Raw genomic sequence first — 25,088 nt, 5'->3', positions numbered from 1 at the left:
CCGGCCCCGACGCGCCCACCCCCGACCGGACCACACCGGGCACCCGGACCGGAGGCGGACCGCTGCCCGCATTGATCGAGGCGGCCGGGACCGCAAGCCGACTCGGCCGCACCCTCGAAGCCGTCACCGCGGCTCCCGACGTCGACGCCCGCGCCGCCACGGACACAGCGTCGCCAGGGTGGCAGTCGGTACACCGACTGCCACCCGAACCGGTCCCTCCCGCACCGACCGTCCACCGACCGGTCCGGCGCCGCCGCGGGCCGACCGCAGTCGGCCCGGACCGCTACAACGCGGTCATCGCACTCGTCGATCCACACCACCCGGACTGGATCCCAGACGTCTCGTGGGGCACTCTGCTGGCTCCTCGGGAGTTCTCGCCATCATTGCCCGGAAAGGCGCAGGCCGAGGAGGTGCGCGCAGCCCTCGCCGACGCGGGCACCCGCCCGGGGCTGCGCACTGAGCATCACGGCGGCCGTGGAGTTCGCGTCGAGCGTCGGCTGTCGGCTGCTGAACCTGCCCTGCGGCAACCGGCTGCCGCAGTACTCACGGGAGGAGCAGCATCGCACGGCCCATGAGAACCTCCTCCACGCCGCCGAGCTGGCGAACGGCCACGGCATCTCCGTACTGATTGAGGCGTTCAACCCCCTGGACAACCCCGACTACCTGCTGACCGACGTCGACATGGCGGCCGGGCTCGTGCGGCGGACTCGACGCGAGGGCGCCGCCGCCACGGGTCTCCTGCTCGACGCCTACCACCTGGCGCGCATGGGCCAGGACCCCGTCGACGCCATCGGCCGCCACGGCGACGCGCTCGTCCACGTCCAGTTCGCCGACGTGCCGGGCCGTATCTGCCCCGCCACGGGGGGCCTGGAGCCCTTCTGCAGCACCCTTCAGTCGAGCAGGATGGCGCGCAGGCGGGGGATCAGATGGCGGACGAGTTCGTCGTCGGACATCGCAGCCAGAGGGCCGCTCTGGAAGACATGACGGGAGAACGTCACGCCGATCAGGTAGGCCCCCACCGACCCGACACGCTCCTCCAGGTCCGGTCCCGGAATCACATGGCGGTACATCTCAAGGCTCTCGTCCTGCATTGCTCCGAACAGTCGCTTGGCCGCCTCTTCGCCCGAGGCCACCGAACGGATCAGAGCAATGAACGGATCGCTTCCGGCGCTCTGCGACATACGGCGCACGTAGGATCTCGCGACCCGCGTGGGCAGTGAGGCGGGGTCGCCGGCGATCTCGGCCATCAGGTTCTGCGAACTGGGGACCGCCGCGAGGAACAGCTGTTCCTTGGAGGTGAAGTGCCGGATCACGAGACCGTGTGTGACTCCGGCCCGGCGCGCGATCTCGCGAATGGTCGTCTTCGGGTAACCGCGCTCGGCGAACGCCTCGCTCGCGGCCTCCAGGATCGCCGCCCTGCGCAGCTCGGGCTCCCGCGTCCGCTTTCTCACCGGAGGGCTCCCGTGATCGCCGGCGGCTTCCGGATCACTGTCAAGTGGGGCGTTTGTCGAGCCTGCAGTCATGCGCCAAGTGTACCTGTGGTCACTATGGTGGCCCGTCCTCCGTGGCCGCCACAGTGAAGAACACGAAGGCAACCGCAGATTTGCTGATATATGCCCCATCAATGGCATGCAATGCTGACGCATTCAAGTAACCAGCTGGACATTACTGAGGTGGCGGCTTACGGTTTTAGTGACCACTTGGACAATATCGGGGTGCGGTTCTCGCGCCCGTCAGCTGCACGGAAGGAAGTACTGCCATGGCAGTGCCTGAGCCCCTCAGTCCGGACAACACCACCGTCGTCCTCGTCGACCACGCCATCGGGTTCGCGAACCTCATCCGCTCCCATGACCTCAGCCAGCACATCAACAACGTCGTGGGCCTGGCCAAGACGGCCAAGTGGTACGGGAGCGGCCTGGTCGTCACCAACGGTGAGTCCACCAAGCCTTCCGGCCCGCTCTACCCCGAACTGCTCGACGCCATCGGCGACGAGCCGGTCATCGAGCGCGCCGTCGACTTCAACGCGTTTCTCGACGAGTCGTTCGCGGCGGCCGTCCGGGCCGAGGGGCGGCAGAACCTCGCCATCGGCGGCATCTCCACGGAGGGCTGTGTGCTGCAGACCGTGCTCGGCGGCCTGCGCGAGGGCTATCGCGTACACGTCGTCGTGGACGTGTGCGCCAGCCTGTCGACCGAAGGTCACGAGACCGCGCTGCAGCGCATGATCCAGGCCGGCGCGGTGCCGGTCACCTGGTTCTCCCTCGCCGCCGAGTTCCAGCTCCAGCCCCGCTGGCACGACGCTCCGCACCGCATGCGGCTGATGCAGGAGCACGTGCCGGCGATGGCCATGGGCGGTCGTTCCTTCTCCCACGCCCTCGAACTGGGCAAGCGCAGCGCGTCCGACTGACCCCGTACGCGCGCCCGCTCTCCGTCTCCGTGGTCATCGCGTCGGCGGAGTCCCGTCGCATCGAGCCGAACCCGTCGCCCAGTGCGGCTGCCGCATCCGAATGCAAGCACTCCGACAGGGGTCCGACAAGGGAAGGAAAGATGAACATGAGGCGAAGGGTTTTCCTGGCCACCACCACCGGCGCAGTCGCGGTAGCGGCGGGCGGGACCGCGACAGCGAACGCCGGTACAGACCTCTCCGCCAGTGCGACGAGCGGCGGGACCGCGGCTCCCGTTTCCCGTATGAGCGAGCTTTCCTTCTTCAGTGGCAGATGGCGCGGTACCGGCACCTTCTTCCTTTCGGCTTCCGGTAATCCCAAGCCCATCATCATGGAAATTCAGAACGGCACAGGGTACGACGGCTTCTGGTCCACCACGCACACGACGGAGCGGAAGACGGCGGAAAATCCCGATCCGCTGACGGCGGTCTACCTCTGGGGGTACGACCCGGACCAGGGCGTTTTCGTCGCCGAATGGTTTGACAGCCGCGGAGGCAGGGCCACGCAGCGGTCATTGGGCTGGGACGGAAACCGGTTCGTCTTCCTCGGAACCATGACGAGCGGGGGAAGCACCTTCACCCTTCGGGACACCTTCGTCCGGCACGACAGGAATTCCTATCACCACATCGGCGAGGCCGATTTCGGATCGGGCTGGGTGGCCGTGGACGAAGAAGAGGTCCGCCGGCGCTGACCTGCTTCCGCGCTGCCGGATCCGGTCAGTGCCGCTGGGGCGGATGGCGGACCGCCGAGTTGCCGACACCGTCCCCAGTTGCGTAGCCGCAGCTTGTTTTGAGGGCGCTCCGCAGGAAACTCCGGAAAACACGCAATGCGGACGATCAGGTGCGGGAACGCAGGAACGGAGAAGGCACATGAAGGCAGTCGTGTGGCACGGACTGGGAGACATACGCCTGGACGACGTACCGGAGCCGACGATCGAGGACCGGTACGACGCGATCGTGCGGATCACCACCTCCGCCATCTGCGGAACCGACCTGCACTTCGTCCGGGGCACCATGCCCGGCATGAAGGAAGGGCGGATCCTTGGGCACGAGGCCGTCGGCGTCGTGACGGAAGTCGGCTCCGGGGTGCGCAATCTCCGCCCCGGAGACCGGGTGGTGGTGCCGTCCACAGTGGCGTGCGGTACGTGCAGCTACTGCCGGGCGGGCTACTACGCGCAGTGCGACAACGCCAACCCGCAGGGCTCCCGGGCCGGCACCGTGTTCTTCGGAGGCCCGGAGGCCGCCGGGGGACTGGACGGACTCCAGGCTGAGTACGCCCGGATCCCGTACGCCCCCGTCGGGCTGGTGCCGCTGCCGGACACGGTCGATGACGCGCAGGCCATCCTGCTGTCCGACATCTACCCCACCGCCTGGTTCGGGGCACGGCTGGCCGAGATCGGTGACGGCGACACCGTGGCGATCGTGGGTGCCGGGCCGATCGGACAGGCCGCTGTCGCCTGCGCCCGCCTCCAGGGTGCCGGACGGATCATCGTCGTCGACGGCGTGTCCGACCGGCTGGACCTGGCCCGCGACCAGCACGCCGAGACGGTCGACTTCAACGCGGAAGACCCCGTTGAGGCCGTCCTCGAACTGACCGGCGGCATCGGGGCCGACCGCGTGATCGACGCCGTGGGGGTGGACGCCCAGCGGCCCTCCCACGGACCGGCCGCCGATGCGTTGCGGGAACAGGCCCAGCAGTTCGACCACGAGAAGGACGAGGCCGCACCGGCGCAGAACCCGGACGGTGACACCTGGGTGCCGGGCGACGCCCCGACGCTGGCGGCCCGCTGGGCGGTGCGGATGGTGGCGAAGGCCGGCACGGTCGGCACCGTGGGCGTGTATCCGCCGCAGGTGCAGCACTATCCGTTCGGCGAGGCGTTCATGAAGAACCTCACGCTCAAACTGGGCAACTGCAACCACCGCCGGTACGTGCCCGAGCTGGTGTCGATGGTCGCGACGGGCCGTCTCGACCCGACCCCGCTGATCACCCGCTGGACCGGTACGCAGGATGCGATCGACGCCTATGGCGCGTTCGACCGGCGGGAGACGGGCTGGGAGAAGGTCGCACTCGGTGTGGCGGGTGACGGCTCGGTCGCCCCCGGCCTCGGTGAGACGGCCGGAACCGGCACCGCCACCACCGCCGGCACGCAGGGAGGCATGGCAGCGGCCGGGGGACCCTCGGCGTGACCGGCGTGACCGGCGTGACCGGCGTGACCGGCGTGACCGGCGTGACCGGCGTGACCGGTCGACACCCGAAGCTCGAACACACCGGTCGGGAGGGCGCATGGCCAGGACGGATACCCAGCAGACAGTCGTGGTGACGGGAGCCAGCGCCGGGATCGGACGGGCCACGGCCGCGATGTTCGCCGCCCGCGGGGCCCGGGTGGCCCTGCTCGCCCGGGGCAGGACCGGCCTGGAGGCCGCGGCGGCCGAGGTGCGGCAGGCGGGTGGGCAAGCGCTGCCCATCGTCACCGACATGGCCGAACCGGATCAGGTGGAAGAGGCGGCCCGTCGAGTCGAGGAGGAGCTGGGCCCGGTCGACATCTGGGTGAACAACGCCTTCACCGCCGCTTTCGGCCGGTTCACCGACCTGTCGCCGGAAGAGTTCCTGCAGGCGACGCGGTCGACCTACCTGGGCTACGTGCACGGCACCCGGGCCGCCCTGACCCGCATGCTGCCCCGCGACCGCGGCACCGTGGTGCAGGTCGGCTCGGCTCTCGCGTACCGCGGTGTCCCGCTGCAGAGCGCGTACTGCGGCGCCAAGCACGCCATTCAGGGCTTCACCGAGTCGGTGCGCTGCGAACTGCTCCACGACAAGTCCCAGGTGCGCATCACCATGGTCCAGATGCCCGCGGTCAACACCCCGCAGTTCACCTGGCTGCGCACCCATCTGCCTCGGCACGCCCAACCGGTGCCTCCCATCTACCAGCCGGAGATCGCCGCCCGGGCCGTGCTGCGTGCCGCCGACCACCCCCGGCGCCGCGAATACTGGGTCGGCGCGTCGACGGTGGCGACGCTGCTGGCGAACGCCGTCGTGCCGGGACTGCTCGACCGCTACCTCGCGCGGACCGGCTTCGACTCGCAGCAGACCGACGCCTTCGCGCCCACCGGGGGAGACGGCAACCTGTTCGACCCGGCGGACGAGACGGAAGAGTTCGGTGCCCATGGCGTCTTCGACAGCCAGGCACACGCCGTGAGCCCGCAGCAGTGGGCGAGCCGTCACCACCTCGGCAAAGCCGTCGCCGCCGCGGGATTCACCGGAGCGGGGTACGCCCTCTTGCGTCGCCATGCCGCGCCCTGACGCGCCTTGACGCGTCCTGACGCGCAGAGCGCGACAGCGGTGAGCACGGCTTTCGCACCACCGAACGCCATGCCCGGTTTGCACCCGAGGGAACCGGGATACATGGTCGGGGCATTCCGATCGCCAGAGGGAATAGCCAGAGCGAATCGGCAGAGGGAGAAGGGGAGGAACGTCCCATGGGCCACGGTGGAGATGTCATCGCGGAACTGATCACCGACCACGAGGAGGTCGAGGAGCTGTTCGGGCGTATCGAGGCGCTGCCCCCGGGCGACGAGCAGCGCAAGAAGTACGCCGATCAGGCCGTGATCGAGCTGGTGCGGCACTCGGTGGCCGAGGAAGCCCAGCTGTACCCGGCGGTGCGGGAATTCCTGCCGGACGGTGACACGGTCGCCGACAAGGAGATCGAGGACCACGCCGAGGCCGAGCGGACCATGAAGGAACTTGAGGGCGTCGGCGCCCGCGATCCGGAGTTCGACCGGCTCATCGGCGAGCTGATGACCGAGATCCGCTCGCACGTCCGCGACGAGGAGGACAACCTCTTTCCCCGGCTGAGGTCGGCGGCGTCCGAGGACGAGCTGATGAAGCTGGGCGACCAGGTCCGCCGGACCAAGAAGACGGCTCCGACCCGTCCGCACCCGTCCGCCCCGGACACCCCGCCGGCCAACAAGCTGCTGGCCCCGGGCGCCGGCATGGTGGACCGCGTCAGGGACGCCGTGTCCGGCCGCGGCAAGGGCTGACGCCGCACACCGCACAGCGCCCGCACCGGGCGGACGGGCGCCGCACCACCCCTTGCCCGCGTCTGCCTGCCTCCGCCTGCGTCCGCGACCACCGGCGCATCATCCGTCTCCCGTGGAGTGTCCTTCATGAAACCGGTCGATCTGCCACTCCCCGTCGTCAGGCGCCCGCAGGTACGGACCGACGAGGAAGCCCTCGAACGGGATCTGCGGGCCCGCGTCGACGGGGAGGTCCGCTTCGACGCGGGTACGCGCGCGGCGTACTCGACGGACGGCTCCAACTACCGGCAGGTGCCGATCGGGGTGGTCGTCCCACGGACCGTGGAGGCGGCGACAGAAGCGGTGGCGGTGTGCCGCGAACACGGTGTGCCGCTGCTGTCGCGCGGTGGCGGCACCAGCCTCGCGGGGGAGTGCTGCAACACCGCGGTGGTGGTGGACTGGAGCAAGTACTGCAACCGGCTGCTGTCGGTGGATCCGGCGAACCGGCGCTGCGTGGTCGAACCCGGAATCGTGCTGGACGACCTGAACCGGCAGCTGGCCGAGCACGGCCTGCAGTACGGGCCGCGGCCGGCCACCCACCCGAACTGCACCATCGGCGGAATGATCGGGAACAACTCGTGCGGGTCGACGGCCCAGGCGTACGGCAAGGTCGTCGACAATCTGCGCCGCCTGGAGGTGCTGACCTACGACGGCGCCCGGATGTGGGTCGGGGCGACCGACGACGCCGAACTCGCACGCCTGACGACCGGTGCGGGCAGGGAGGCGGAGCTGTACCGGGGTCTCGTGGCGCTGCGGGACCGGTACGCCGGCCTCGTACGCGAGCGTTACCCCGACATCCCGCGGCGGGTGTCCGGCTACAACCTCGACTCCCTGCTGCCCGAGCACGGTTTCGACGTCGGCGGGCTGCTGACCGGCTCGGAATCCACCCTGGTGACGGTCCTGCGCGCGGAACTGGAACTCGTGCCCGTACCGAAGCACACCTCGCTGGTCGTGCTCGGTTACGAGGACATCTGCCAGGCCGCCGACCACGTACCGGCCGTCCTGGAGCACGAGCCGGCGGCCCTGGAAGGCGTCGACCACCAGCTGATCCACTTCCAGCGGGTCAAACACCTCAACTCGGCGGCGCTGCGGGAACTGCCCGACGGCCGGGCCTATCTCATGGTGCAGCTCGTCGGCGACACCCGTGAAGAGGTCGACGCCAGGGCCCGCGCGCTGATCGACGCCAAACCGGACGACGTCGACCACACCTGGTACGACGACGAGCAGCACGTACGCGAGTTGTGGCAGATCCGCGAATCCGGTCTGGGGGCCACCGCACACGTCCCGGGCAAGCCCGACACCTGGGAGGGCTGGGAGGACTCCGCAGTCCCGGTGGATCGCCTCGGCGACTACCTGCGCGACCTCAAGCGTCTGTACGAGGAGTTCGGCTACGGCCACCCGTCGGTGTACGGGCACTTCGGCCACGGGTGCGTCCACACCCGTATCCCCTTCGACCTGGAGTCGGAGGAGGGCGTGGCCCGGATGCGTGCCTTTGTGGAGAAGGCCGCAGACCTGGTCGTCTCCTACGGCGGGTCGCTGTCCGGCGAGCACGGGGACGGCCAGTCGCGGGGCGAGCTGCTGGTGAGGATGTTCGGGCCGGAGGTGATCGAGGGATTCGAGCGGCTGAAGGGGCTGTTCGACCCCGGCAACCGGATGAACCCCGGCAAGGTCGTCCTGCCGTACCGGCTCGACGAGAACCTGCGCCTGGGCGCTGACTACCTGCCGTGGGAGCCGGAAACCGTCTTCTCCTTCCCGCAGGACGACGGCAGGTTCAGTCGGGCCGCCGCCCGGTGCGTGGGCGTGGGCAAGTGCCGCTCCTCGGAGGGCGGCGTGATGTGTCCCAGCTACCGGGCCACCCGCGAGGAGGAGCACTCCACCAGGGGCCGGGCGCGGCTGCTGTTCGAGATGGTCCGGGGCGGTGACGACTCACCGGTGACGGACGGCTGGCGCTCCGACGCGGTGCACGACGCCCTCGATCTGTGTCTGGCCTGCAAGGGCTGCAAGACGGACTGCCCGGTCAACGTGGACATGGCCACCTACAAGGCCGAGTTCCTGCACCACCACTACAGGGGCCGGTTGCGGCCCCTCGCCCACTACTCGATGGGCTGGCTGCCCGCTGTGGCGCGTGCGGTGGCGCTCGCACCGCGTACCGTCAACGCCCTGTCCTCGGTGCCATGGGTGGCCCGCGCGGCCAAGGCCCTCGGGGGTGTCGCGCCCGAGCGGGTCGTGCCCGTCTTCGCCGAGCAACGGTTCACCGACTGGTGGCGTGAGCGGGGCGGACCGCGCGGCGACGGACACCGCGGCGAGGTCGTGGTGTGGCCCGACACCTTCACCGACCACTTCCACCCCGCGATCGGCAAAGCGGCCGTCGAGGTCCTGGAGGCGGCGGGATTCCGGGTCAAGGTGCCCGACGCGGCGGTGTGCTGCGGTCTGACCTGGATCTCCACCGGGCAGCTGACCGTCGCCAGACGGGTCCTGGGCCACACCCTCGACGTGCTGCGCGCGGACCTGCGCCGGGGCACACCCGTGGTCGGACTCGAACCGAGCTGTACGGCCGTCTTCCGCGCGGACGCGGCCGAACTGCTCCCCAAGGACCCGGATGTGGGACGACTGCGTGAGCAGACCCGTACCCTCGCCGAACTCCTCGTCGAACGAGCCGGCGACTGGCAGCCGCCGCCCGTCGACGCACGGGCGGTCGTCCAGCGGCACTGCCACCAGTACGCCGTCCTGGGCTTCGACGCCGACCGAAAGCTGCTCGCACGCGCCGGGGTGGACGCCGACGTGCTGGACGCGGGCTGCTGCGGGCTCGCCGGCAACTTCGGCTTCGAGAAGGGCCACTACGACGTGTCCATGGCCTGCGCCGAGGCCGCTCTGCTGCCCGCCGTGCGGGAGGCGGACGCGGCGACGCTGGTCCTCGCGGACGGCTTCAGCTGCCGGACGCAGGTCGACCAGTCCGACGCCGGGCGCACCCCGCTGCACCTGGCGGAGGTGCTGGCGGCCGGGCTCAAGGGGCAGGAGGCGGTGCCGGAACGGCCGGCAGCGCCTGGGGCGCGCGCCCTGCTGCCGCTCGGCGCGGCCACCGCCACGATGCTGGCCGTACTGGTCGGCGCCCGGCACCTGCGCCGATCACGCCACTAGGTCACCAGGTCACAGGTCGCCAGGTCACGCCACCAGAACGAGAAGTCAGTCGGCAGGGCGAGGAGTCAGGCGGCGCCGAGCCGGGCCGAGCACTCCAGCAGCAGGGCATGGACGAACCCCTGCGGAAGGTTGCCGCGCAACTGGCGCTGCGCGATGTCGTACTCCTCGGTGAACAGTCCCGCGGGCCCGCAGGCCGAGCGCGTGCGCTCGAACCACCGCACCGCCTCGGTCTCCAGGCCCTGCGCGTGAGCGGCCAGCGCCATCGTGAAGCCGCACAGCAGGAACGCGCCCTCCGCGTCCCCCAGCGGCTCCTTCCCGTGCTGAAACCGGTAGACGTACCCGTCCTGTGCCAGTCGACGCACCACCTGTGAGCGGGTGAGCGCGAGGCTGGGGTCCGCGTGCGGCACGGCTCCGCGGGCCAGGGGCAGCAGGAGGGCCGCTTCCGGGCCGGGGTCGTCGGCGGCACGCCGCCAGTGGCCGTCGGGGTGCAGGCAGCGCGACCGGGTCACGTCCAGGATGCGGTCCGCCAGCCGGGACCAGTCCCCGGACGCCGAGGTACGCAGCTCACGGGACAGGTCGCGCAGTCCTACCACGCAGCACAGGCGGGAGTGCGTCCACCAACGGTTCTCCAGTTCCCACAACCCGGCCTCGGGCCGGGTCCAGCGGTCGGCGACGGCCTCGGCGGCCACCACGGCGGCCTTGGCGCCCCGGGCGTCCAGGACGCCGTGCCGGGCGGCTGCGGCGAACAACTGGAGCGCCTCACCGAACACGTCCAGCTGGAACTGCCGGCCCGCGCGGTTGCCGGTGCGGTCGGTGCTGCCGGGGTAGCCGATGAGCGGCAGGGACCGCTCCGGAGGCAGCGGACCGCCGTCCACCGTGTACGCGGGGCGCAGCTCGGCGCCGTCCTCCAGGATGCGCTCGGAGACGAAGCGCACCGCGCGGTCCAGCAGAGGGTGGGGGCCGTGCGCGGCGACGGCGATGCCGGCGTAGCACTGATCGCGGATCCAGGCGTAGCGGTAGTCGTAGTCGCGGCCGGTGTCGGCGCGTTCCGGCAGTGAGGTGGTGGCGGCTGCGACCATGCCGCCGGTGGTGCTGGTCAGGCCGTTCAGGACGGCGTACGCCATACGGGTGTCGCGGGGTGCCGCGGTGTCGGCGCAGTCGGGCGCGGCGGACTTCCACCACCGCTCGGTGGCGTCCCAGAGGGCCCCCGGGTCGGCGGCGGCGCCCGGTGCCTCGGCGCCGATCTCCAGGACGAGGTCGTGGGTGCCGCCCTCGGGCAGCCGCAGCCGGGTGCGCAGCCCGCCGTCCGGACGGGGGCGGGCCCGGTCGGCGCCGGTGAGGCGCACGTGCAGAGGGCCGGTGCGAGCCCGCCAGGTGCCGTTCTCGTGGTGAGGGTCCGACATGGAGTGGCGCCCGTAGTCGCCGCGGACGTCGAGTTGGACATCGACCAGGGCCTCGCCGCGCACGGCCCGGATCCGCCGGAGCAGCACGACGCGTCCCGCGTCCGCGGGGACGGCCAGGGCTTCCCGGCAGGAGATGATCCCGTCGGCGGTGACCCAGCGGCTGACGCGGATGAGGGTGCCGTCCTCGTAGTGGCCGCCCCACACGTTCCATCGGTCGGCGGGGCGGACCTGGTAGTGGCCGGGGCCGCCGATGAGGGCGGAGAAGACGGCGCCGCTGTGCCAGGCCGGAGCGCACAGCCAGCCGATCCGTCCCTGCGGGTCGATGAGCGCGCCGCGCTCCCCGTCGGCGATCAGTGCGTAGTCCCGCAGGACGAAAGGGCTGTCGAGTACGAAGGGGCTGTCGCGTACGCACGGGCTGTCGGCGGGCTCGTGCACGGGACGGCCGCTCATCTCGTGCGGTGGCGGTCCGCGACCGCGCGGTTCAGTGTGAGGCCGTGGCCCGGTTCCCCGGCCGCGCCCGGTGCGACGGTGCTGCCCCGCGGATCGAGCGTGCCGTGGAACAGCATGCCCTCGATGCGGACATGGTCGTGGAACCACTCCAGATGACGGGTGTTGGGTACGGCCGCGGCGACATGGGCGTGCAGGTGCGGGGCGCAGTGCCCCGAGATGTGCAGTCCGAGTCCCTCGGCGACGGCCGCGGCGCGCAGCCACACGGTGATGCCGCCGCAGCGGGTGACGTCGGCCTGGAGGCAGTCGACGGCTCCCGAGGCCGCCATCCGGGCGAAGTACGGCAGGTCGTAGCCGTACTCACCGGCCGCGACGTCCGCGGCGACGGCGTCACGCACCTCGCGCAGCCCGGCGAGGTCGTCGGAGGAGACCGGTTCCTCCAGCCAGGTGACGCCGGAATCCGCCGTGGCGGCGGCCACGCGCACGGCTTGCTTGCGGGTGTAGCCGCCGTTCGCGTCGACGTACAGCTCGGCCGTGTCGCCCACGATGTGCCGGGTCAGCCGGACGCGGTGCAGGTCACGGGCCTCGTGCCGGCCCCAGGACTCGGCGATCTTGATCTTCACCCGGTCGATGCCCTGTTCGGTCCAGCCGCGCAGTTGCCGTTCGAGCTGCGTGTCGTCGTACGTGGTCAGGCCGCCGCTGCCGTACACCGCGACCTCGTCGCGCGCCGCGCCCAGCAGCCGCACCAGGGGCAGCCCGAGGAGGCGCGCCTTGAGGTCCCACAGGGCGGTGTCGACGGCGGAGACGGCGCCGGCCGCGATGCCGGGCCTGCCGGTGTTGCGTACGGCCCGGCTCATGGGGTCGTTGGCGGCGGGAACGCCGAACGCGTCGTGCCCGACGACGAGGTCCGCGAGTTGCTCCTCGACGACCGGGGCTGCGGCGGCCGACCCGTACGTCCAGCCGAGGCCCGTCTGCCCCGCCGCGCCGGCCTCGACCAGGACGAGCGTCGTGGAGTCCCAGGTCAGGGTGGCGTCCCCACCCGGCAGATCCGTGGGAACGCGGTGGACGGAGACGGACAGGCGCTCCACGGCGGGACCGTCGCGGCCGTCGCGGACCACCTGCGCCGGTGGCGCGGGGTGGGTCACCTGTTCCCTTCCGCGCTGTCGTGGGGCCCGGCGCCGGGGCGGTCGTCGCGGTGCCGGCTGCCGGGCAGCATCTCCTGCATCTTCGCCTTGACACCCTGTTTGATCATGGAGCCGCGGTCGCTGTCGCCGTGCAGGATCGCGGAGGCGGCGGCCTCGATCTGGTCCAGGGAGGCGTGAGGCGGGATCGGCGGGACGGCCGGATCGGTGCGGAAGTCGATGACGAAGGGCCGGTCGGCGGCGAGTGCCCGGTCCCAGGCGGCCTCCACGTACTCGGGCTTCTCCACCCGGACGCCGTCCAGGCCGATGCGCTGGGCGATCTCGGCGTAGGGCAGGTCGGGGATGTGCTGCGACTCCTCGAACTGGGGGGCGCCGGACATGGCCCGCATCTCCCAGGTGACCTGGTTGAGGTCCCGGTTGTTCAGCACGGCCACGATCAGCCGAGGGTCCGACCACTCGTGGTGGTACTTCGCCGCCGTGACCATCTCCATCATGCCGTTCATCTGCATCGCGCCGTCCCCGACCAGGGCGATCGCAGGGCGGTCCGGGTGGGCGAACTTCGCGCCGATCGCGTACGGTACGCCCGGCCCCATCGTCGCCAGGGTGCCGGACAGCGATCCGCGCATCCGGCCGCGCAGCCGCAGGTGGCGGGCGTACCAGTTGGCCGCCGACCCGGAGTCGGCGGTCAGGATGACGTCGTCGGGCAGCTTTCCGTCCAGGGCGTGCACGACGTACTCCGGGTTGATCGGGTCCGCGTCCACGGCGGCCCGCCGCTGCATGACCTCCCACCAGCGGGAGACGTTCTTCTCGACCTTCTCGCGCCAGACGCGGTTCTCCTTGTGGCGCAGCCGCGGCAGCAGCCGCCGCAGCGTCTCGCGGGAGTCGCCGACGAGGTTCACCTCGAACGGATAGCGCAGCCCGATCATGTGCGGGTCGATGTCGATCTGCACCCCCCGCGCCTGGTCCAGCTCGGGCATGAACTGCGTGTACGGGAAGCTCGAACCGATCATCAGCAGGGTGTCGCACTCCTGCATCAGGTCGTACGAGGGCCGCGTACCCAGCAGACCGATGGAACCGGTGACGTAGGGAAGGTCGTCGGGCAGTGCGTCCTTGCCCAGCAGGGCCTTCGCCACTCCGGCCCCCAGCGTCTCCGCCAGCTGCTCCACCTCGGCACGCGCTCCCCGGGCACCCTGTCCGATCAGCACGGCGACCTTCTCGCCGGCGTTGAGGACCTCGGCGGCGCGCTCCACGTCCTCGTCGGCGGGCACCGGAGCGTACTGGCTCAGACCCAGGCTGGAAGGCACCATTTTGAAGGCGTGCCCGGGCGGACTGTAGTCCAGCTCCTGCACGTCCGCGGGCAGGATGATCGCGGTGACGGTGCGCTTGGCGTACGCGGTGCGAAAGGCCCGGTCGATGAGATTGGGCAACTGCTCGGGGACCGTCGCCGTCTCACAGAACTCGGAGGCGACGTCCTTGTACAGGCTGGCCAGGTCCACCTCCTGCTGGTACGAGCCGCCCATGGCGCTGCGGTTGGTCTGCCCCACCAGCGCCACCACGGGAACGTGGTCCAGCTTCGCGTCGTAGAGCCCGTTCAGCAGGTGGATCGCCCCCGGCCCCGACGTGGCCGCGCACACGCCGACCTTGCCGGAGAACTTGGCGTAGCCCACCGCCTGGAAGGCCGCCATCTCCTCGTGCCGTGCCTGGACGAACTTCGGCTCGTTCTCCGCCCGGCCCCAGGCCGCCAGCAAACCGTTGATCCCGTCACCGGCGTACGCGAACACATGATCCACGTCCCAGTCGCGCAGGCGCTGGAGGATGTAGTCGGACACCTTCGTGCTGGCCATGAAGACTCCCGTTTCTGTCCTGCGTACTCCGAGGCTCTCCTCGACGCTCCTGACCCTGCCGTCACAGGGGACGCGACGGCAGGACGACATTCCACGGGTAGCCGTACGGATCAGAAGGAAACGTCGCGCCGGAACGCGGAACCCGGAACCCGGACACGTCTCCGGCAATCACCCGCCTGGGCGATCCGGTGGTCCGGCGGTCCGGCGGCGTGCCGATCAGGGACACATCCAGGAACAGATCCAGGAACAGATCCAGAAACAGAGGTACGGCAGCGCCGCCCGGGACCCGTCCCGGGCGGCGCTGTCGCAGGCAGGGTCAGCGTGCGAACGTGACCCGGTTCTCCCTGAGCGCTGCGCAGTTGGAGCCGGTCACCTGCGTGTACACGTTCTTGATGTGGCCGCCCCAGTCGACGCAGTGGCCCTTGCCGTACACGTAGGCCGGTCCCGCGTACGACGTGTACTGGCCGTAGTCCTGGTCGCCCTGGTCGGTGTCGGGGACGTAGATCCAGGTGGACATGTCCACGGCGGTGCCTGGGTTCTTGCGGATGGTCGCGACGCAGTTCTGGCCGTTGGAGCTGTTGTACGTCAGGTAGACCGTACCCAGTGAGCCGACAGGAGCCGAGTTCACGGTCTTGTAGGCGCTTCCACAGACCTTCTGCGGGGTGGTGTTGGGCGCGGCGGAGGCGGGCGCCGCCAAGGCGGTCGTGGCTCCCACCGCCAGGGCGGCGAACGCGGCGGCAGTCAGGACAGAACGGCTGTATCGCATATTTCCCCCATTTGATCTTCGGTGATGTTTGCTCCTGTGTTGTGTGACACGCGGGCCGTCGCAACGGTTGTGCGTCGTCGGCAAAAAAATGTGCGGCACCAAGGTCGGCCGCCTGCCGGCAGACGGGAAGGGGGCGCCCCGTCGCCAAGCCGCCGGAGTGACACAACTGGTGGGAAACAAGGACTGGTTGGGGCCAAAGGCGAGTTCGGACACAGAACGTTCCATGCCCGGAACCGGTCGGTTGACATGACGTGGGCACGCTCGGTTTACTCCGTGCAGCGCCAACCTCGAACCCCTGGCGCCAGAGGTACGCCCAGCCGGTAGTGCGGTCCCTTCCACCGCGAGTCCGGACACAGTCGCCAGGACGGACGCTTCGAAGCGCAGTCCGAGGCGGGGACGTGCCCCCACCTTCTGGAGCTCCACATGTCCCACACCCATCGTGTGCGATCCCGCAAGCCCGCTGTCGTGGCGGCGTCCCTGACGTGTGCCGTCGTCGGGGCCCTGCTCGTCTCGTCGAGCGCCGACGCTGCCGCCCCGGTAGTCGAACTGCCCCCGGCCAACGCGGCCTTCGACTACCAGATCGGCCAGGCCTACACCCCGGCGGCCGACGTGCGGGTCGTCAGCCGCGACCACACCGCCTCCCCGGCGGCCGGCCTGTACAACATCTGTTACGTCAACGCCTTCCAGGCGCAGCCGGGCGCTGAGGACGAGTGGGGCGACCTGCTGCTGCGGGACGCCGCCGGAGACGTCGTCTACGACCCGGACTGGGACGAGGCCTTCCTCGACATCCGCACCGACACCAAGCGCCGGCAGGTCGCCGCGAAGGTCAACTCCTGGGTCGACAACTGCGCCGACAAGGGCTTCGACGCCGTCGAGCCCGACAACCTCGACTCGTTCACCCGGACCGACCTGATCAGCGAGGCCAACGCCAAGGCGTTCGTCAAGCTGCTCGCGGACCACGCCCACGCCAAGGGCCTGGCCATCGGGCAGAAGAACACGCCTCAGCTCTCCACCGAGCGCTCCGCGACCGGCCTGGACTTCGCCGTCGCCGAGGAGTGCGGCGAGTGGAAGGAGTGCGGCGACTACACCGAGGGCTTCGGCGACAACGTCATCGTGATCGAGTACAAGCAGAAGTACTTCGACGAGACGTGCGCCAAGTGGGGCAGCCGCCTCAGCGTCGTCCTTCGCGACGTACTCGTCACCGCCCCCGGCGGCAACGGATACGTGCGCAAGGCCTGCTGAGCCGCTCCGTGTCGGTCCGTCCGTCAGTACGTCGGACGGACGGACCGGCACGGAGACCGGCGGAGAACGGTGGACCGTCAGTGGCCCAGGGTCGCGCGCAGAGCGGGCTGAAGGAGCTGCGCGTGGGCTCGTACCATGTCGTCGCACAGGTCCCAGATGCGTTCGACCGGCAGGGCGGCGGCGGTGGCGGGGTCGGCCATGGCCGCCTGGCGGACGGACCGGGGGTCGTCTTCGAGGGCGGCGCGGACCACCAGCTCGTTCATGCTCAGGTAGTTGCGGTTGAGCGCGGCCAACTGGGCAGGCAGCGGACCGACCCTGGTCGGCTGGACGCCCAGTCCGTCCACCAGGCAGGGCACTTCGACGATGCCGGAGGCCGGCAGGTTGTCGATCAGCCCGTGGTTGGGGACGTTGCCGTAGACGGTGCGCGGTGTGCCGGTGACGATGCTGTGGATGATCTGCGGGGCGTACTCCATGGTGCCCTCGACCGGAAGGGGCGTACCCGTGGCGAGTGCCTCGCGGGTGTGCTCGTAGGCCGCGACGTTCTCGTCGACGATGCCGAGGTAGGCGCCGACCGGGAGCCGGAGCCTTTCGATCTCGCTGTCGTGGTGCAGGTACCAGGGAACGTACTCGGAGGAGTGCTCGCTCGTTTCGGTCGGGTAGAAACCGAGTCGCCGGTACATGTCGACGCGCACCCTGCGCCGCAACTGCGGATCGTCGTCGATCAGTTTGTCGAGCAGCGGGTAGAGGTCGGTGCCCTGGTGTTCCAGCCGCAGCACCCACGCCTGGTGGTTGACGCCGGCCGCCCGGTAGGTGACTTCCTCGTGCGGGACGCCCAGCAGCTCGGCCAGGTCGTGGATGGTCCAGTACACCGAGTGGCACAGCCCCACGACGCGGGTCAGTCCGGTGGCCCGGGTCAGGTACTGGACGTTCATGGCCATGGGGTTGGTGTAGTTCAGCAGCCAGGCGTCCGGGCAGACCTCGGCGATGTCCGCACCGAGTGACTTGAGCACGGGGAAGGTGCGCAGCGCCCGGAAGATGCCGCCGATGCCCAAGGTGTCGCCGATGGTCTGCCGCAGGCCGTAGCCCTGCGGGATGTCGAAGTCCGTCCGGGTGGACTCCCCCATGCCGACCTGCACGATGTTGATGACGAAGTCGGCGCCCTGGAGAGCCGCGCGGCGTTCGAGGTGACTGGTGATGAGTGGGCGGGAACCGCCGGTCCCGGTGAGGCGGTCCGCGATCTGCCGTGCCGCTCCCTCGGCGGTGGCGAGGCGCTCGGCGTCGATGTCGTGCAGCGCGACATGGGCGCCCTGCAGTTCGGGGAAGGTCAGCAGGTCGGCCAGCAGTCCTTGGGTGAACACGACGCTGCCCGCGCCGATGAACGCGATCTTCGGGGTACTGAGGGTCATGAGAGGTTCTTTCCGTTACGTGTACGTGTACGTGCGAGGGCTATCCCTTGAGGCCGCTCGACGTGATCGACTGGATGAAGGTCTTCTGGGCGAACAGGAAGGCGAGCAGCACGGGCAGCACGGTGATCACGTTGCCTGCCATGACCGCGGACCACTTGGTGTGATGCAGACCCTGGAAGGTGGTCAGGCCCAGTTGCAGGGTGTACTGGGTGTCATGATTGATGGCGATCAAGGGCCAGGTCAGGTCGTTCCACGTGGTGAGGAACGTCAGAACGGCTACGGTGCTCAGCGCCGGCCGGGACAGTGGCAGTACGACGCGGAAGAGCACCCCCAGCCGTGAGCAGCCGTCGAGCCACGCCGCCTCCTCCAGCTCCCTGGGCAGCGACAGGAAGAACTGCCGCAGCAGGAACACCGCGAACGGTGTGACCAGCGAGGGGACGATCAGCGCGCCCAACGAGTCGATGAGGCCCAGCTGCTTCATGACCAGGAAGGTGGGGATCATCGTCAGCTGGAACGGGATCGCCATCGTGGCCAGCATGAGGCCGAGCAGCAGCCGGGAACCGGCGAACCGCATACGGGCGAAGGCGTAGCCGCCCAGCGAGCCCAGCAGCAGGTTGGACGCCACCGCGGTCACGGACACGATCAGCGAGTTGAGGAACCACCGGGGGAACATCGCGTTGCCGATCACATACCGGTATCCGCTCAGGTCGATCCGCGACGGCCACAGCGCGGGCGGGAACCTGTTGATCTCGGCGTCGCTCATGACGGAGCTGATCACCAGCCAGATCAGCGGAATCGCGAAGACCAGGGAGAGCGGGGCAAGAAGGAGGTGCCAGGGACTGAAGGGGAGCAGCCGGCGCCGGGCCGGACCCTCGGCAGGTCCGGTGAGTCCGCCGGGCGCGGCTGCGGCGGTGCCGGAGGCGGAGGGCAGGGTGGGCGAGGAGGAAGTGGTGGTCATCGTGCTGCTCCCTCGATGTGCTGGTCCGGGCGGGCCCGGTCACGCAGGGCTCGTGCCGCCCGGGGGACCACGGCGAGAATCAACAGTGCCAGCGCCAGGGCGTACGCCGCCGCCGCGCCGTAACCGGCCGTGAAGTTCTTGAACGCCTGCTCCCAGATGAAGTAGACGATCACTGTGGTGGAGCCCAGCGGGCCGCCCTTGGTCGTGACATAGACGAGGTCGAAGACCTGCAGAGACGTGATGGTCTGCCACAGCAGGAGGAAGGTCAGGACCGGGGTGAGCGTGGGGAAGACGACATGGCGCAGCAGTTGCAGCCGTCCCGCCCCGTCGAGGCGGGCCGCTTCGATGAGGGAGGCCGGGACGTCCTGGAGAGCCGCCAGCAGGACCACCACGCAGAATCCGGTGCCGCTCCACAGGGAGATCGCCAACAGGGCGAGCAACGCCTGGCCCGGATCGGTGAAGAAGCCCTGACGGGAGATGCCGAACTCGTTCAGGACGGCGTTGGCCGCGCCGAACTCCGGGTCGAGAATGAAGGAGAACAGCACCCCCTGGGCCGCGGCGGAGATGACGAACGGCACGAAGATGAGCGTTCGGTAGAGGCCGACCAGCCGGATGCGCCGGTTCAGGGCGAGGGCGAGCATCAGCCCGAGGCCGATGCTCAGCGGTACGTAGAGCGCCGTGTACACGACCGTGTTGCGCACGGCCTCGTCGAAATGGGGGTCCTGTGCGAGAGCGCGGTAGTTGTCCAGACCGACCCATCGGCTGGGGGTCACCAGGTCGTCGGCCTGGAAGGACAGCAGCAGTGACCAGATCACCGGGACGACACTCAGTCCGAGGATGACGAGGACGGAGGGCGCGATGAATGCCCAGGCGGTCGCCGTCTCCTGTCGTATCCGCCGCCGGGGGGCGTGGCGACCGGGTGGGACGTCGGGAGCCGTACCGTCCTGGTCGGGGAGGAGGCGTGGTCGCTTACGGACGCCGCGTTTCTCGCCCCGGTCCGTGAGGGTCACAGGGGTGGGCAGGCGGGGCATGGCAGATCCTCTCAACGCGGAATGAGCAGGGCGGCATTGGCCTCTTCCGCGCAGTCGCGCAGGGCCTTGGCAGGGGAGCTGCGGCCGAGGAGCACGGCGGTGATCGCCTGGCCGAGTGACTGCGAGATCTTCGGATACGCCGGATGCACCGGGCGCACCCGGGCCGATTCCAGTGACTTGGTGAACACCTGGAGGCCCGGGGTGTCGGCCTCCTGTTTCTGCCATTCCGGCAGGGCCTGGGTGCTCCGGGTCATCGGCAGGCTGCCGGCCTCGATGTCCCAGCGCACGTCCTGGGCGGGCTTGGACAGCCAGGTCACGAAGGTGCGAGCCGCCTCGACGCGGGCGGCGCCGTTGTCGAACACCGTCCAGGTGTCGGGCCCGGAGATGGTGATGGGCCGGCCGCTGTAGCTGGGCAGCGGCACGACGTGGTAGTCGACCTTCGCCTGCCGGATGTCGGGGAGTTGCCAGGGGCCGGTGACGGCCATGCCCATGCGGCCGGAGAGGAAGACCCGGTACATCTGTTCACTGCCGGGTTTGGGGTCGACATAGACGCTCTGCGCCTTCACGAGCGCTTCCACCGTCTGCAGGGCCTTGAGACCGGTGTCCTCGAAGCCGATGCGGCGTCCGTCCCGGCTGACGACGTCCCCTCCGAGGTCCCATATCATCGGCCACAGCCGCCACACGGTGTCCTCGTCGCCGACGCCCGGCCAGCCGGTGCCGAAGACGCCCCGCTGGTGATCGGTGAGTTTGGACGCCGTCTGGACGAAGTCGTTCCAGCTCCAGCCGGTGCGAGGCAGTGGCAGGCCCGCGTCGCGGAAGAGCTTCTTGTTGCACACGACGGCCAGCGAGTCGATGAGCGCGGGGGCGGCCCGCACCTGGCCGTTGAGGGTGACCGCCTCGCGGGCCGGTGCCCAGAACTCGTCCCAGGGAACAGGACCGGAGTGGAACGTACTGGTCAGGTCCACCACCGAAGGGCTGCGCGCGACGCTTGCCAGGTCGGAGCCGAAGACGTAGGCGATATCGGGGAACGAACCGGAGGCCAGGGCCGCGGTGATCTTCTGAAGCATCGCGTCCGCGAGGACCCCGCCTCCGAGGTCGACCCGGATACGCGGATGGGTCCGGTGGAACCTCGCTGTCAGGTCCTCGATCGCGGCCCGACCGGTGTCGGTCTGCCCGTGCCACATCTCGATCCTGACCCGGCCGTCGGCGTCGACTCCGCCTCCCTCCCCGGCACCGCATGCCGACAGGGCGGTCACCGCAGCGGATCCTCCCGCCAGTGCGGCGCCCTGCCGCAGCACGGTGCGACGGGTCGGTCCGGTGGAGGTGCCGCTCGGACGGTGTGCTGCGGCCATATGAGCCCCCGAAGAGTGTGTGCGTAAGGCGGTGCGGATGACGGATGCGGGATGTGGGCTGCGGAATGTTGTTGAGCGGCGCCGCGGCGCAGCCGATGACGTCGGTCGGTGAGGTCACGCGGAACGGGACCGGGACGGATCACCGACGGTGCGCGGCTGACCGGGGACGCGGAACGCGCAGCCGCTCGCGGTCAGGAGGGACGCCTGCGCCTCAGCGGACTCCGCCCGCTCTGCGGGCCCCGTGGAGATGAGTGCCGCTACCGGCTGAGGACGTCGGTGTCGCGTGGAGCGAGGCCGAGGCGGTCATCGCCTATGGCGTCGGACTTCCGGAAAGGCCGGCCCCTGGGACCCGGCCACGATCACGTGGTCGCCACGCCGGGGCATGCGGTCGCCGTGCCCGTACTGCGGTCCGGCTGCGCGGTGGAGGAGGGACATCATGAGCTCCAAGGACCTGGGGGTACGTCCCCGCCTCGGATTCCGCCGCTGTGCGGCCGTCCTGGCGACTGTGTCCGGGTTGACGGTACGTGGACCGTTTACCGGCTGGGCGTCCCTCTCACGCCAGGTGTTCAGATACTGGCGTTGGATGGAGTAAAGCGAGCGCGTTGAGACGTGTCAAGAGATCAATCCCCGGCGGCGGTGCCCCCGGACATCCGTGAGGCCCCGGCAGCCGGCGCCGCCAAACGTCCGGACAGCGGGCGGCAGACGTTCAACTCCCCGCCACCGCCCGGCTGTGGCGGGTGAGGAGCGTACGGGCTGGCAACAGGTCCCGTCCTACGGAGTGTCCATGACTGCGGCAGAACAACAGAACCCCCTGCACAGACGCTCGCTGCTGCGAGCCGCGGCTGCCCTGCCCGTGGCCGGCGCCGCGGTGGCCGCCTTCGAGACGCCGGCGCGGGCGTCCGCCGCGTCAGCCGCCGCAACCGCCTCCTCCGCGGCGCACGCCGGCCGGTTCGACCCTCGGAGCCCGCGCTTCGCACTCGCCGTCCTCCCCGACACCCAGTACCTCTTCGACGCCGACAGCGCCGACCCTGCCCCGCTGCGGGAGACCTTCCGGCATCTGGTCGCCGAGCGGGGCGAGGCGAACATCGCCTTCATGACGCACCTCGGCGACGTCACCGAGCACGGCACCGAGGACGAGATCGAACGCGCCGCCGACACCTTCCGGACCATCCACGGCAAGGTGCCCTACAGCGTCCTGGCGGGCAACCACGACATCACCGGGGACGACCAGCGGGGCGACTCCGCGTACCTCGCGGCCTTCGGGCCCGCCCGCTACGCGTCCATGCCGACCTACCGCGGCGCCTCGCCCGACGGCTACAACACGTACCACGTGCTGAAAGCCGCGGACCGGTCATGGCTGGTCCTCGCCCTCGACTGGCGCATATCGGACAAGGGGCTGCGGTGGGCGCAGAGCGTCCTCGACAAGCACCCCACGCTGCCCGCCGTCCTCACCACCCATGACATCGCCTGGTCGGACGACGACGGCACGGCGCAGCTGTCGGACAACGGCAAACGCCTCTGGGACGGCCTCGTCCGCGGCAACGACCAGATCTTCCTCGCACTGGGCGGCCACTACTGGCCGCCGGGCCGCACGGTGCTGCGCAACGATGACGACAACGATGTCCACGTCCACATCACCAACTACCAGGACCGCTACTACGGCGGCGCCGGGATGATCCGCACGTACGGCTTCGACCTGGCGCGCGGCGTCATCGACGTCGAGACCTTCTCGCCGTGGCTGCTCTCCCGCGACCCCGGGAAGCGATCGCTCCTGGAGGCCGAGACCGTCGAACTGACCGGCCCCACCGACCGGTTCAGCCTGGACATCGACTTCGACGAGCGTTTCAAGGGCTTCGCCCCCGTCGCGGCGCCGAAGCCGCGGCCCGCCTCCGCGGTGATGCCGCGCGGCACGGTCGCGTACTGGCGCTTCGACGCGTCCGGCACGACCGCGGGCGGAACCGCGGGCAAGCCCGTCGCCAACGGCGCCGTCGTACGCGACCTCACCGGCAACGGGAACGACCTGACCGTGAGCCGCCTGGCGTCCAGCGGCTCCGACGCGGTCACCTGGTCGCCCGACCACCACCCCGGTCAGCCCGCGCACGCCAGCCTCCGCTTCGACGGCGGCAAGAGCCCGGACCGCGGCGCGATTCTGTCGACGGCCGCCCGGGCGGCCCTGAACGCGGAGAAGTTCACCCGCGGTTACACCATCGAGACCTTCATCAGGCTGCCCGAACCCTTCGAGGGCGACCACGCCTGGATGGGCATCCTCAGCTGGGAGGGGCGCAACGGCGACGCGGGCAAGACGACCGGCTGGTCCCCGCTGGAACCCACCTGCAGCCTCAACCTGTCGTCCGAGCGGTTCCTCCAGTTCGTGGTCTATCCGGAGCGCCAGGACGCCGACCCCACGTCGTGGAGCCACGCGGTGCCCGTGGGCCGCTGGATGCACATCGCCCTCGTCAACGACGGGCGCCGTACGGTGATGTACGTGGACGGCTCGAAGATCGCCCGCAATCCGTCGCAGCTCTCCACCGGCATCGCCACCCTCGGCAAGCCGTTCGTCATCGGCGCCACGCAGTTCGACGAACGCTTCGGGCAGGGCTTCTACGGATGGATCGGCGACACCCGCATCGTGAACAGGGCCCTGCCCGTGCGGGAGTTCCTCACGCCCTTCGAGTAAGGCCGCCAACCTTCGAGTAGGGCCCCCTTCGCGCAGGGTGCGGGAGTGACGGGCCTTCGCGGGCGACCGCCCGCGAAGGCCGGCCGCTCACGAGGCGCTTCCTATTCGGTGCGCAGGGCCGTGGCGGTCCGGGCCCTGGCGGCCCAGCCTGCGGGCAGCAGCGCACCCAGGGCGGCGATGAGCAGGCCGCCGAGGGCGAGCGGCACCAGTTCGGCCCCGTGGTAGACGGCCATGACGGAACCGGGAAGGCGGAGCCCCACGCTGTCGCCCATCGCGGGCAGGACCCAGCCGTGCAGGGCCACGCCGAGCGGCACGCCCAGTGCGCCCGCGGCGAGGCCGGTCACGACGACCGAGGTGAGGACCATCGCGACGGTCTGCCGGGGCGTCATGCCGAGCGCCTTGTGGACACCGATCTCCCGGACGCGCTCGCGGGTGTCGAGCAGCACGCCGTTCAGCACGCCGAGCGCGGCGACGGCGACGAGGATCAGCGTGAGGAACGCGGACAGCGCGTTGAGCGTGACGACCATGTCGCTGCCGCCGTCGAGCCCGCCGGCCTGAGCGGTGACCCCCAGGGGGGCCAGGTCCTTGTTCAGCGCGTCGACGTAGCCGGTCACGTCGGTGCCCGACGTGACCGCGATGTGGTGGCTAGTCTCCGTCAGGTCGGGATGTGCGGCCGCGAGGGTCGAGGCATCGGTGAAGAACTGCATGCCGTCGTCACGGGGATCGAGGACCTCACCGACGATCCGCACCGTGACCGGCTCGGCCAGGCCGTTCAGGGTGACGGTGTCGCCGACGCGGGTGCCGGTGGCGGCCAGGAAGGGGGTCGGGACGACGGCCTCGCCGGGCCGGTCGAGCCAGCGGCCCGAGACCATCGCGAAGCCGCCCCAGGAAGCGTCGCCGGTGAAGGCGGTCACGTCGAAGGTGCCGGTCAGGCCGGCCACGGTCGCCCGTACCGTCGCGGCGCCGTAGTGCCGCCCGGTTCCCGCGGTGGCCTCGACGACCGCGGCGACCGCGGTGGGATCGGCGAGCGTGACAGGGTCGGCGACCGCGGTGGGATCGGTGAAATCGGCCTTGGGCCGCTTCTCCGTGGCACGGCCCCTAGGGCCCTTCTGATGGATCTCCGTGGTGAAGGAGCGGCGTTCGGTGCGTGCTCTCGGCGTGCCGTGCA

19 protein-coding genes are annotated in these 25,088 nt (G+C 70.3%); 9 read left to right on the top strand and 10 right to left on the bottom strand.

Annotation, left to right across the window (positions count from 1 at the left end; translation table 11 throughout):
* Nucleotides 1-474 precede the first annotated feature (474 nt).
* Nucleotides 475-984: a TIM barrel protein gene (locus AOK01_RS41025; RefSeq protein ID WP_157871278.1), complete on the top strand. Its 510-nt coding sequence runs from the start codon at nt 475-477 to the stop codon at nt 982-984.
* On the opposite strand, the gene AOK01_RS12605 is transcribed toward AOK01_RS41025, so the two are convergent.
* Entirely contained in the window at nt 891-1,451 is a 561-nt protein-coding gene (locus AOK01_RS12605) for a TetR/AcrR family transcriptional regulator (protein ID WP_055511064.1), read from the bottom strand. The genes AOK01_RS41025 and AOK01_RS12605 overlap by 94 nt on opposite strands.
* 308 nt (nt 1,452-1,759) lie before the next feature.
* Between AOK01_RS12605 and AOK01_RS12600 the strand changes: the two genes are divergently transcribed.
* From AOK01_RS12600 to AOK01_RS12575, 6 genes are all read left to right on the top strand, one after another.
* Nucleotides 1,760-2,404: an isochorismatase family protein gene (locus AOK01_RS12600; protein WP_055511063.1), complete on the top strand. Its 645-nt coding sequence runs from the start codon at nt 1,760-1,762 to the stop codon at nt 2,402-2,404.
* Between the two features lie 281 nt (nt 2,405-2,685).
* Complete coding sequence (locus tag AOK01_RS12595; protein ID WP_055511069.1) at nt 2,686-3,132, top strand: DUF1579 domain-containing protein; 447 nt, start codon at nt 2,686-2,688, stop codon at nt 3,130-3,132.
* Between the two features lie 178 nt (nt 3,133-3,310).
* A complete protein-coding gene (locus tag AOK01_RS12590) occupies nt 3,311-4,627 on the top strand; it encodes a zinc-dependent alcohol dehydrogenase (RefSeq protein WP_055511062.1) in 1,317 nt (438 codons plus the stop codon).
* Between the two features lie 97 nt (nt 4,628-4,724).
* On the top strand, nt 4,725-5,741 hold the full coding sequence (locus AOK01_RS12585) for an SDR family oxidoreductase (RefSeq protein ID WP_055511061.1): 1,017 nt from the start codon (nt 4,725-4,727) through the stop codon (nt 5,739-5,741).
* Nucleotides 5,742-5,917: 176 nt separating this feature from the next.
* Entirely contained in the window at nt 5,918-6,478 is a 561-nt protein-coding gene (locus AOK01_RS12580) for a hemerythrin domain-containing protein (RefSeq protein WP_055511060.1), read from the top strand.
* Nucleotides 6,479-6,604: 126 nt separating this feature from the next.
* Nucleotides 6,605-9,652, top strand: coding sequence for an FAD-binding and (Fe-S)-binding domain-containing protein (locus tag AOK01_RS12575; RefSeq protein ID WP_055511059.1), 3,048 nt, complete (start codon nt 6,605-6,607; stop codon nt 9,650-9,652).
* Between the two features lie 65 nt (nt 9,653-9,717).
* Here the strand turns inward: AOK01_RS12575 and AOK01_RS12570 are convergent, their stop codons facing one another.
* The 4 genes from AOK01_RS12570 to AOK01_RS12555 all read right to left on the bottom strand — a co-directional run bounded on the left by AOK01_RS12570 (nt 9,718) and on the right by AOK01_RS12555 (nt 15,254).
* Nucleotides 9,718-11,505, bottom strand: coding sequence for a glycoside hydrolase family 15 protein (locus tag AOK01_RS12570; RefSeq protein ID WP_079103375.1), 1,788 nt, complete (start codon nt 11,503-11,505; stop codon nt 9,718-9,720).
* On the bottom strand, nt 11,502-12,647 hold the full coding sequence (locus tag AOK01_RS12565) for an enolase C-terminal domain-like protein (protein WP_245702222.1): 1,146 nt from the start codon (nt 12,645-12,647) through the stop codon (nt 11,502-11,504). Before AOK01_RS12565 ends, AOK01_RS12570 begins: the two co-directional genes overlap by 4 nt.
* Nucleotides 12,644-14,488: a thiamine pyrophosphate-requiring protein gene (locus AOK01_RS12560; protein WP_055511058.1), complete on the bottom strand. Its 1,845-nt coding sequence runs from the start codon at nt 14,486-14,488 to the stop codon at nt 12,644-12,646. The genes AOK01_RS12565 and AOK01_RS12560 overlap by 4 nt, the downstream gene beginning before the upstream one ends.
* 316 nt (nt 14,489-14,804) lie before the next feature.
* The gene (locus AOK01_RS12555; protein WP_055511057.1) at nt 14,805-15,254 is read right to left on the bottom strand and encodes a hypothetical protein; all 450 of its coding nucleotides are present in this window, start codon (nt 15,252-15,254) and stop codon (nt 14,805-14,807) included.
* Nucleotides 15,255-15,677: 423 nt separating this feature from the next.
* Here AOK01_RS12555 and AOK01_RS12550 point away from each other — a divergent pair, with 423 nt between their 5' ends.
* The gene (locus AOK01_RS12550) at nt 15,678-16,496 is read left to right on the top strand and encodes an endo alpha-1,4 polygalactosaminidase (RefSeq protein ID WP_055511056.1); all 819 of its coding nucleotides are present in this window, start codon (nt 15,678-15,680) and stop codon (nt 16,494-16,496) included.
* Nucleotides 16,497-16,573: 77 nt separating this feature from the next.
* Here AOK01_RS12550 and melA read toward each other — a convergent pair whose 3' ends face one another.
* From melA to AOK01_RS12530, 4 genes are read right to left on the bottom strand one after another with little or no spacing between them, the layout of a single operon-like run.
* Nucleotides 16,574-17,902: an alpha-glucosidase/alpha-galactosidase gene (gene melA, locus AOK01_RS12545; protein WP_055511055.1), complete on the bottom strand. Its 1,329-nt coding sequence runs from the start codon at nt 17,900-17,902 to the stop codon at nt 16,574-16,576.
* 40 nt (nt 17,903-17,942) lie between these two features.
* Nucleotides 17,943-18,860, bottom strand: a complete 918-nt coding sequence (locus tag AOK01_RS12540; RefSeq protein ID WP_055511054.1) for a carbohydrate ABC transporter permease — start codon at nt 18,858-18,860, stop codon at nt 17,943-17,945.
* The gene (locus tag AOK01_RS12535; RefSeq protein ID WP_055511053.1) at nt 18,857-19,891 is read right to left on the bottom strand and encodes a carbohydrate ABC transporter permease; all 1,035 of its coding nucleotides are present in this window, start codon (nt 19,889-19,891) and stop codon (nt 18,857-18,859) included. The genes AOK01_RS12540 and AOK01_RS12535 overlap by 4 nt, the downstream gene beginning before the upstream one ends.
* Before the next feature lie 11 nt (nt 19,892-19,902).
* Entirely contained in the window at nt 19,903-21,243 is a 1,341-nt protein-coding gene (locus AOK01_RS12530; RefSeq protein WP_055511052.1) for an ABC transporter substrate-binding protein, read from the bottom strand.
* A gap of 784 nt (nt 21,244-22,027) precedes the next feature.
* Between AOK01_RS12530 and AOK01_RS12525 the strand changes: the two genes are divergently transcribed.
* Nucleotides 22,028-23,920, top strand: a complete 1,893-nt coding sequence (locus AOK01_RS12525) for a LamG-like jellyroll fold domain-containing protein (protein WP_055511051.1) — start codon at nt 22,028-22,030, stop codon at nt 23,918-23,920.
* A gap of 101 nt (nt 23,921-24,021) precedes the next feature.
* Here AOK01_RS12525 and AOK01_RS12520 read toward each other — a convergent pair.
* Nucleotides 24,022-25,088 (bottom strand): ABC transporter permease (locus tag AOK01_RS12520; protein WP_245702221.1); only part of this gene is annotated, 1,067 nt, incomplete at its 5' end.

The sequence above is a fragment of the Streptomyces aurantiacus genome (assembly GCF_001418335.1).
In the GTDB taxonomy this organism is placed as follows: Bacteria; Actinomycetota; Actinomycetes; order Streptomycetales; family Streptomycetaceae; genus Streptomyces; species Streptomyces aurantiacus.
This window is presented reverse-complemented; position numbering and strand designations above follow the sequence as displayed.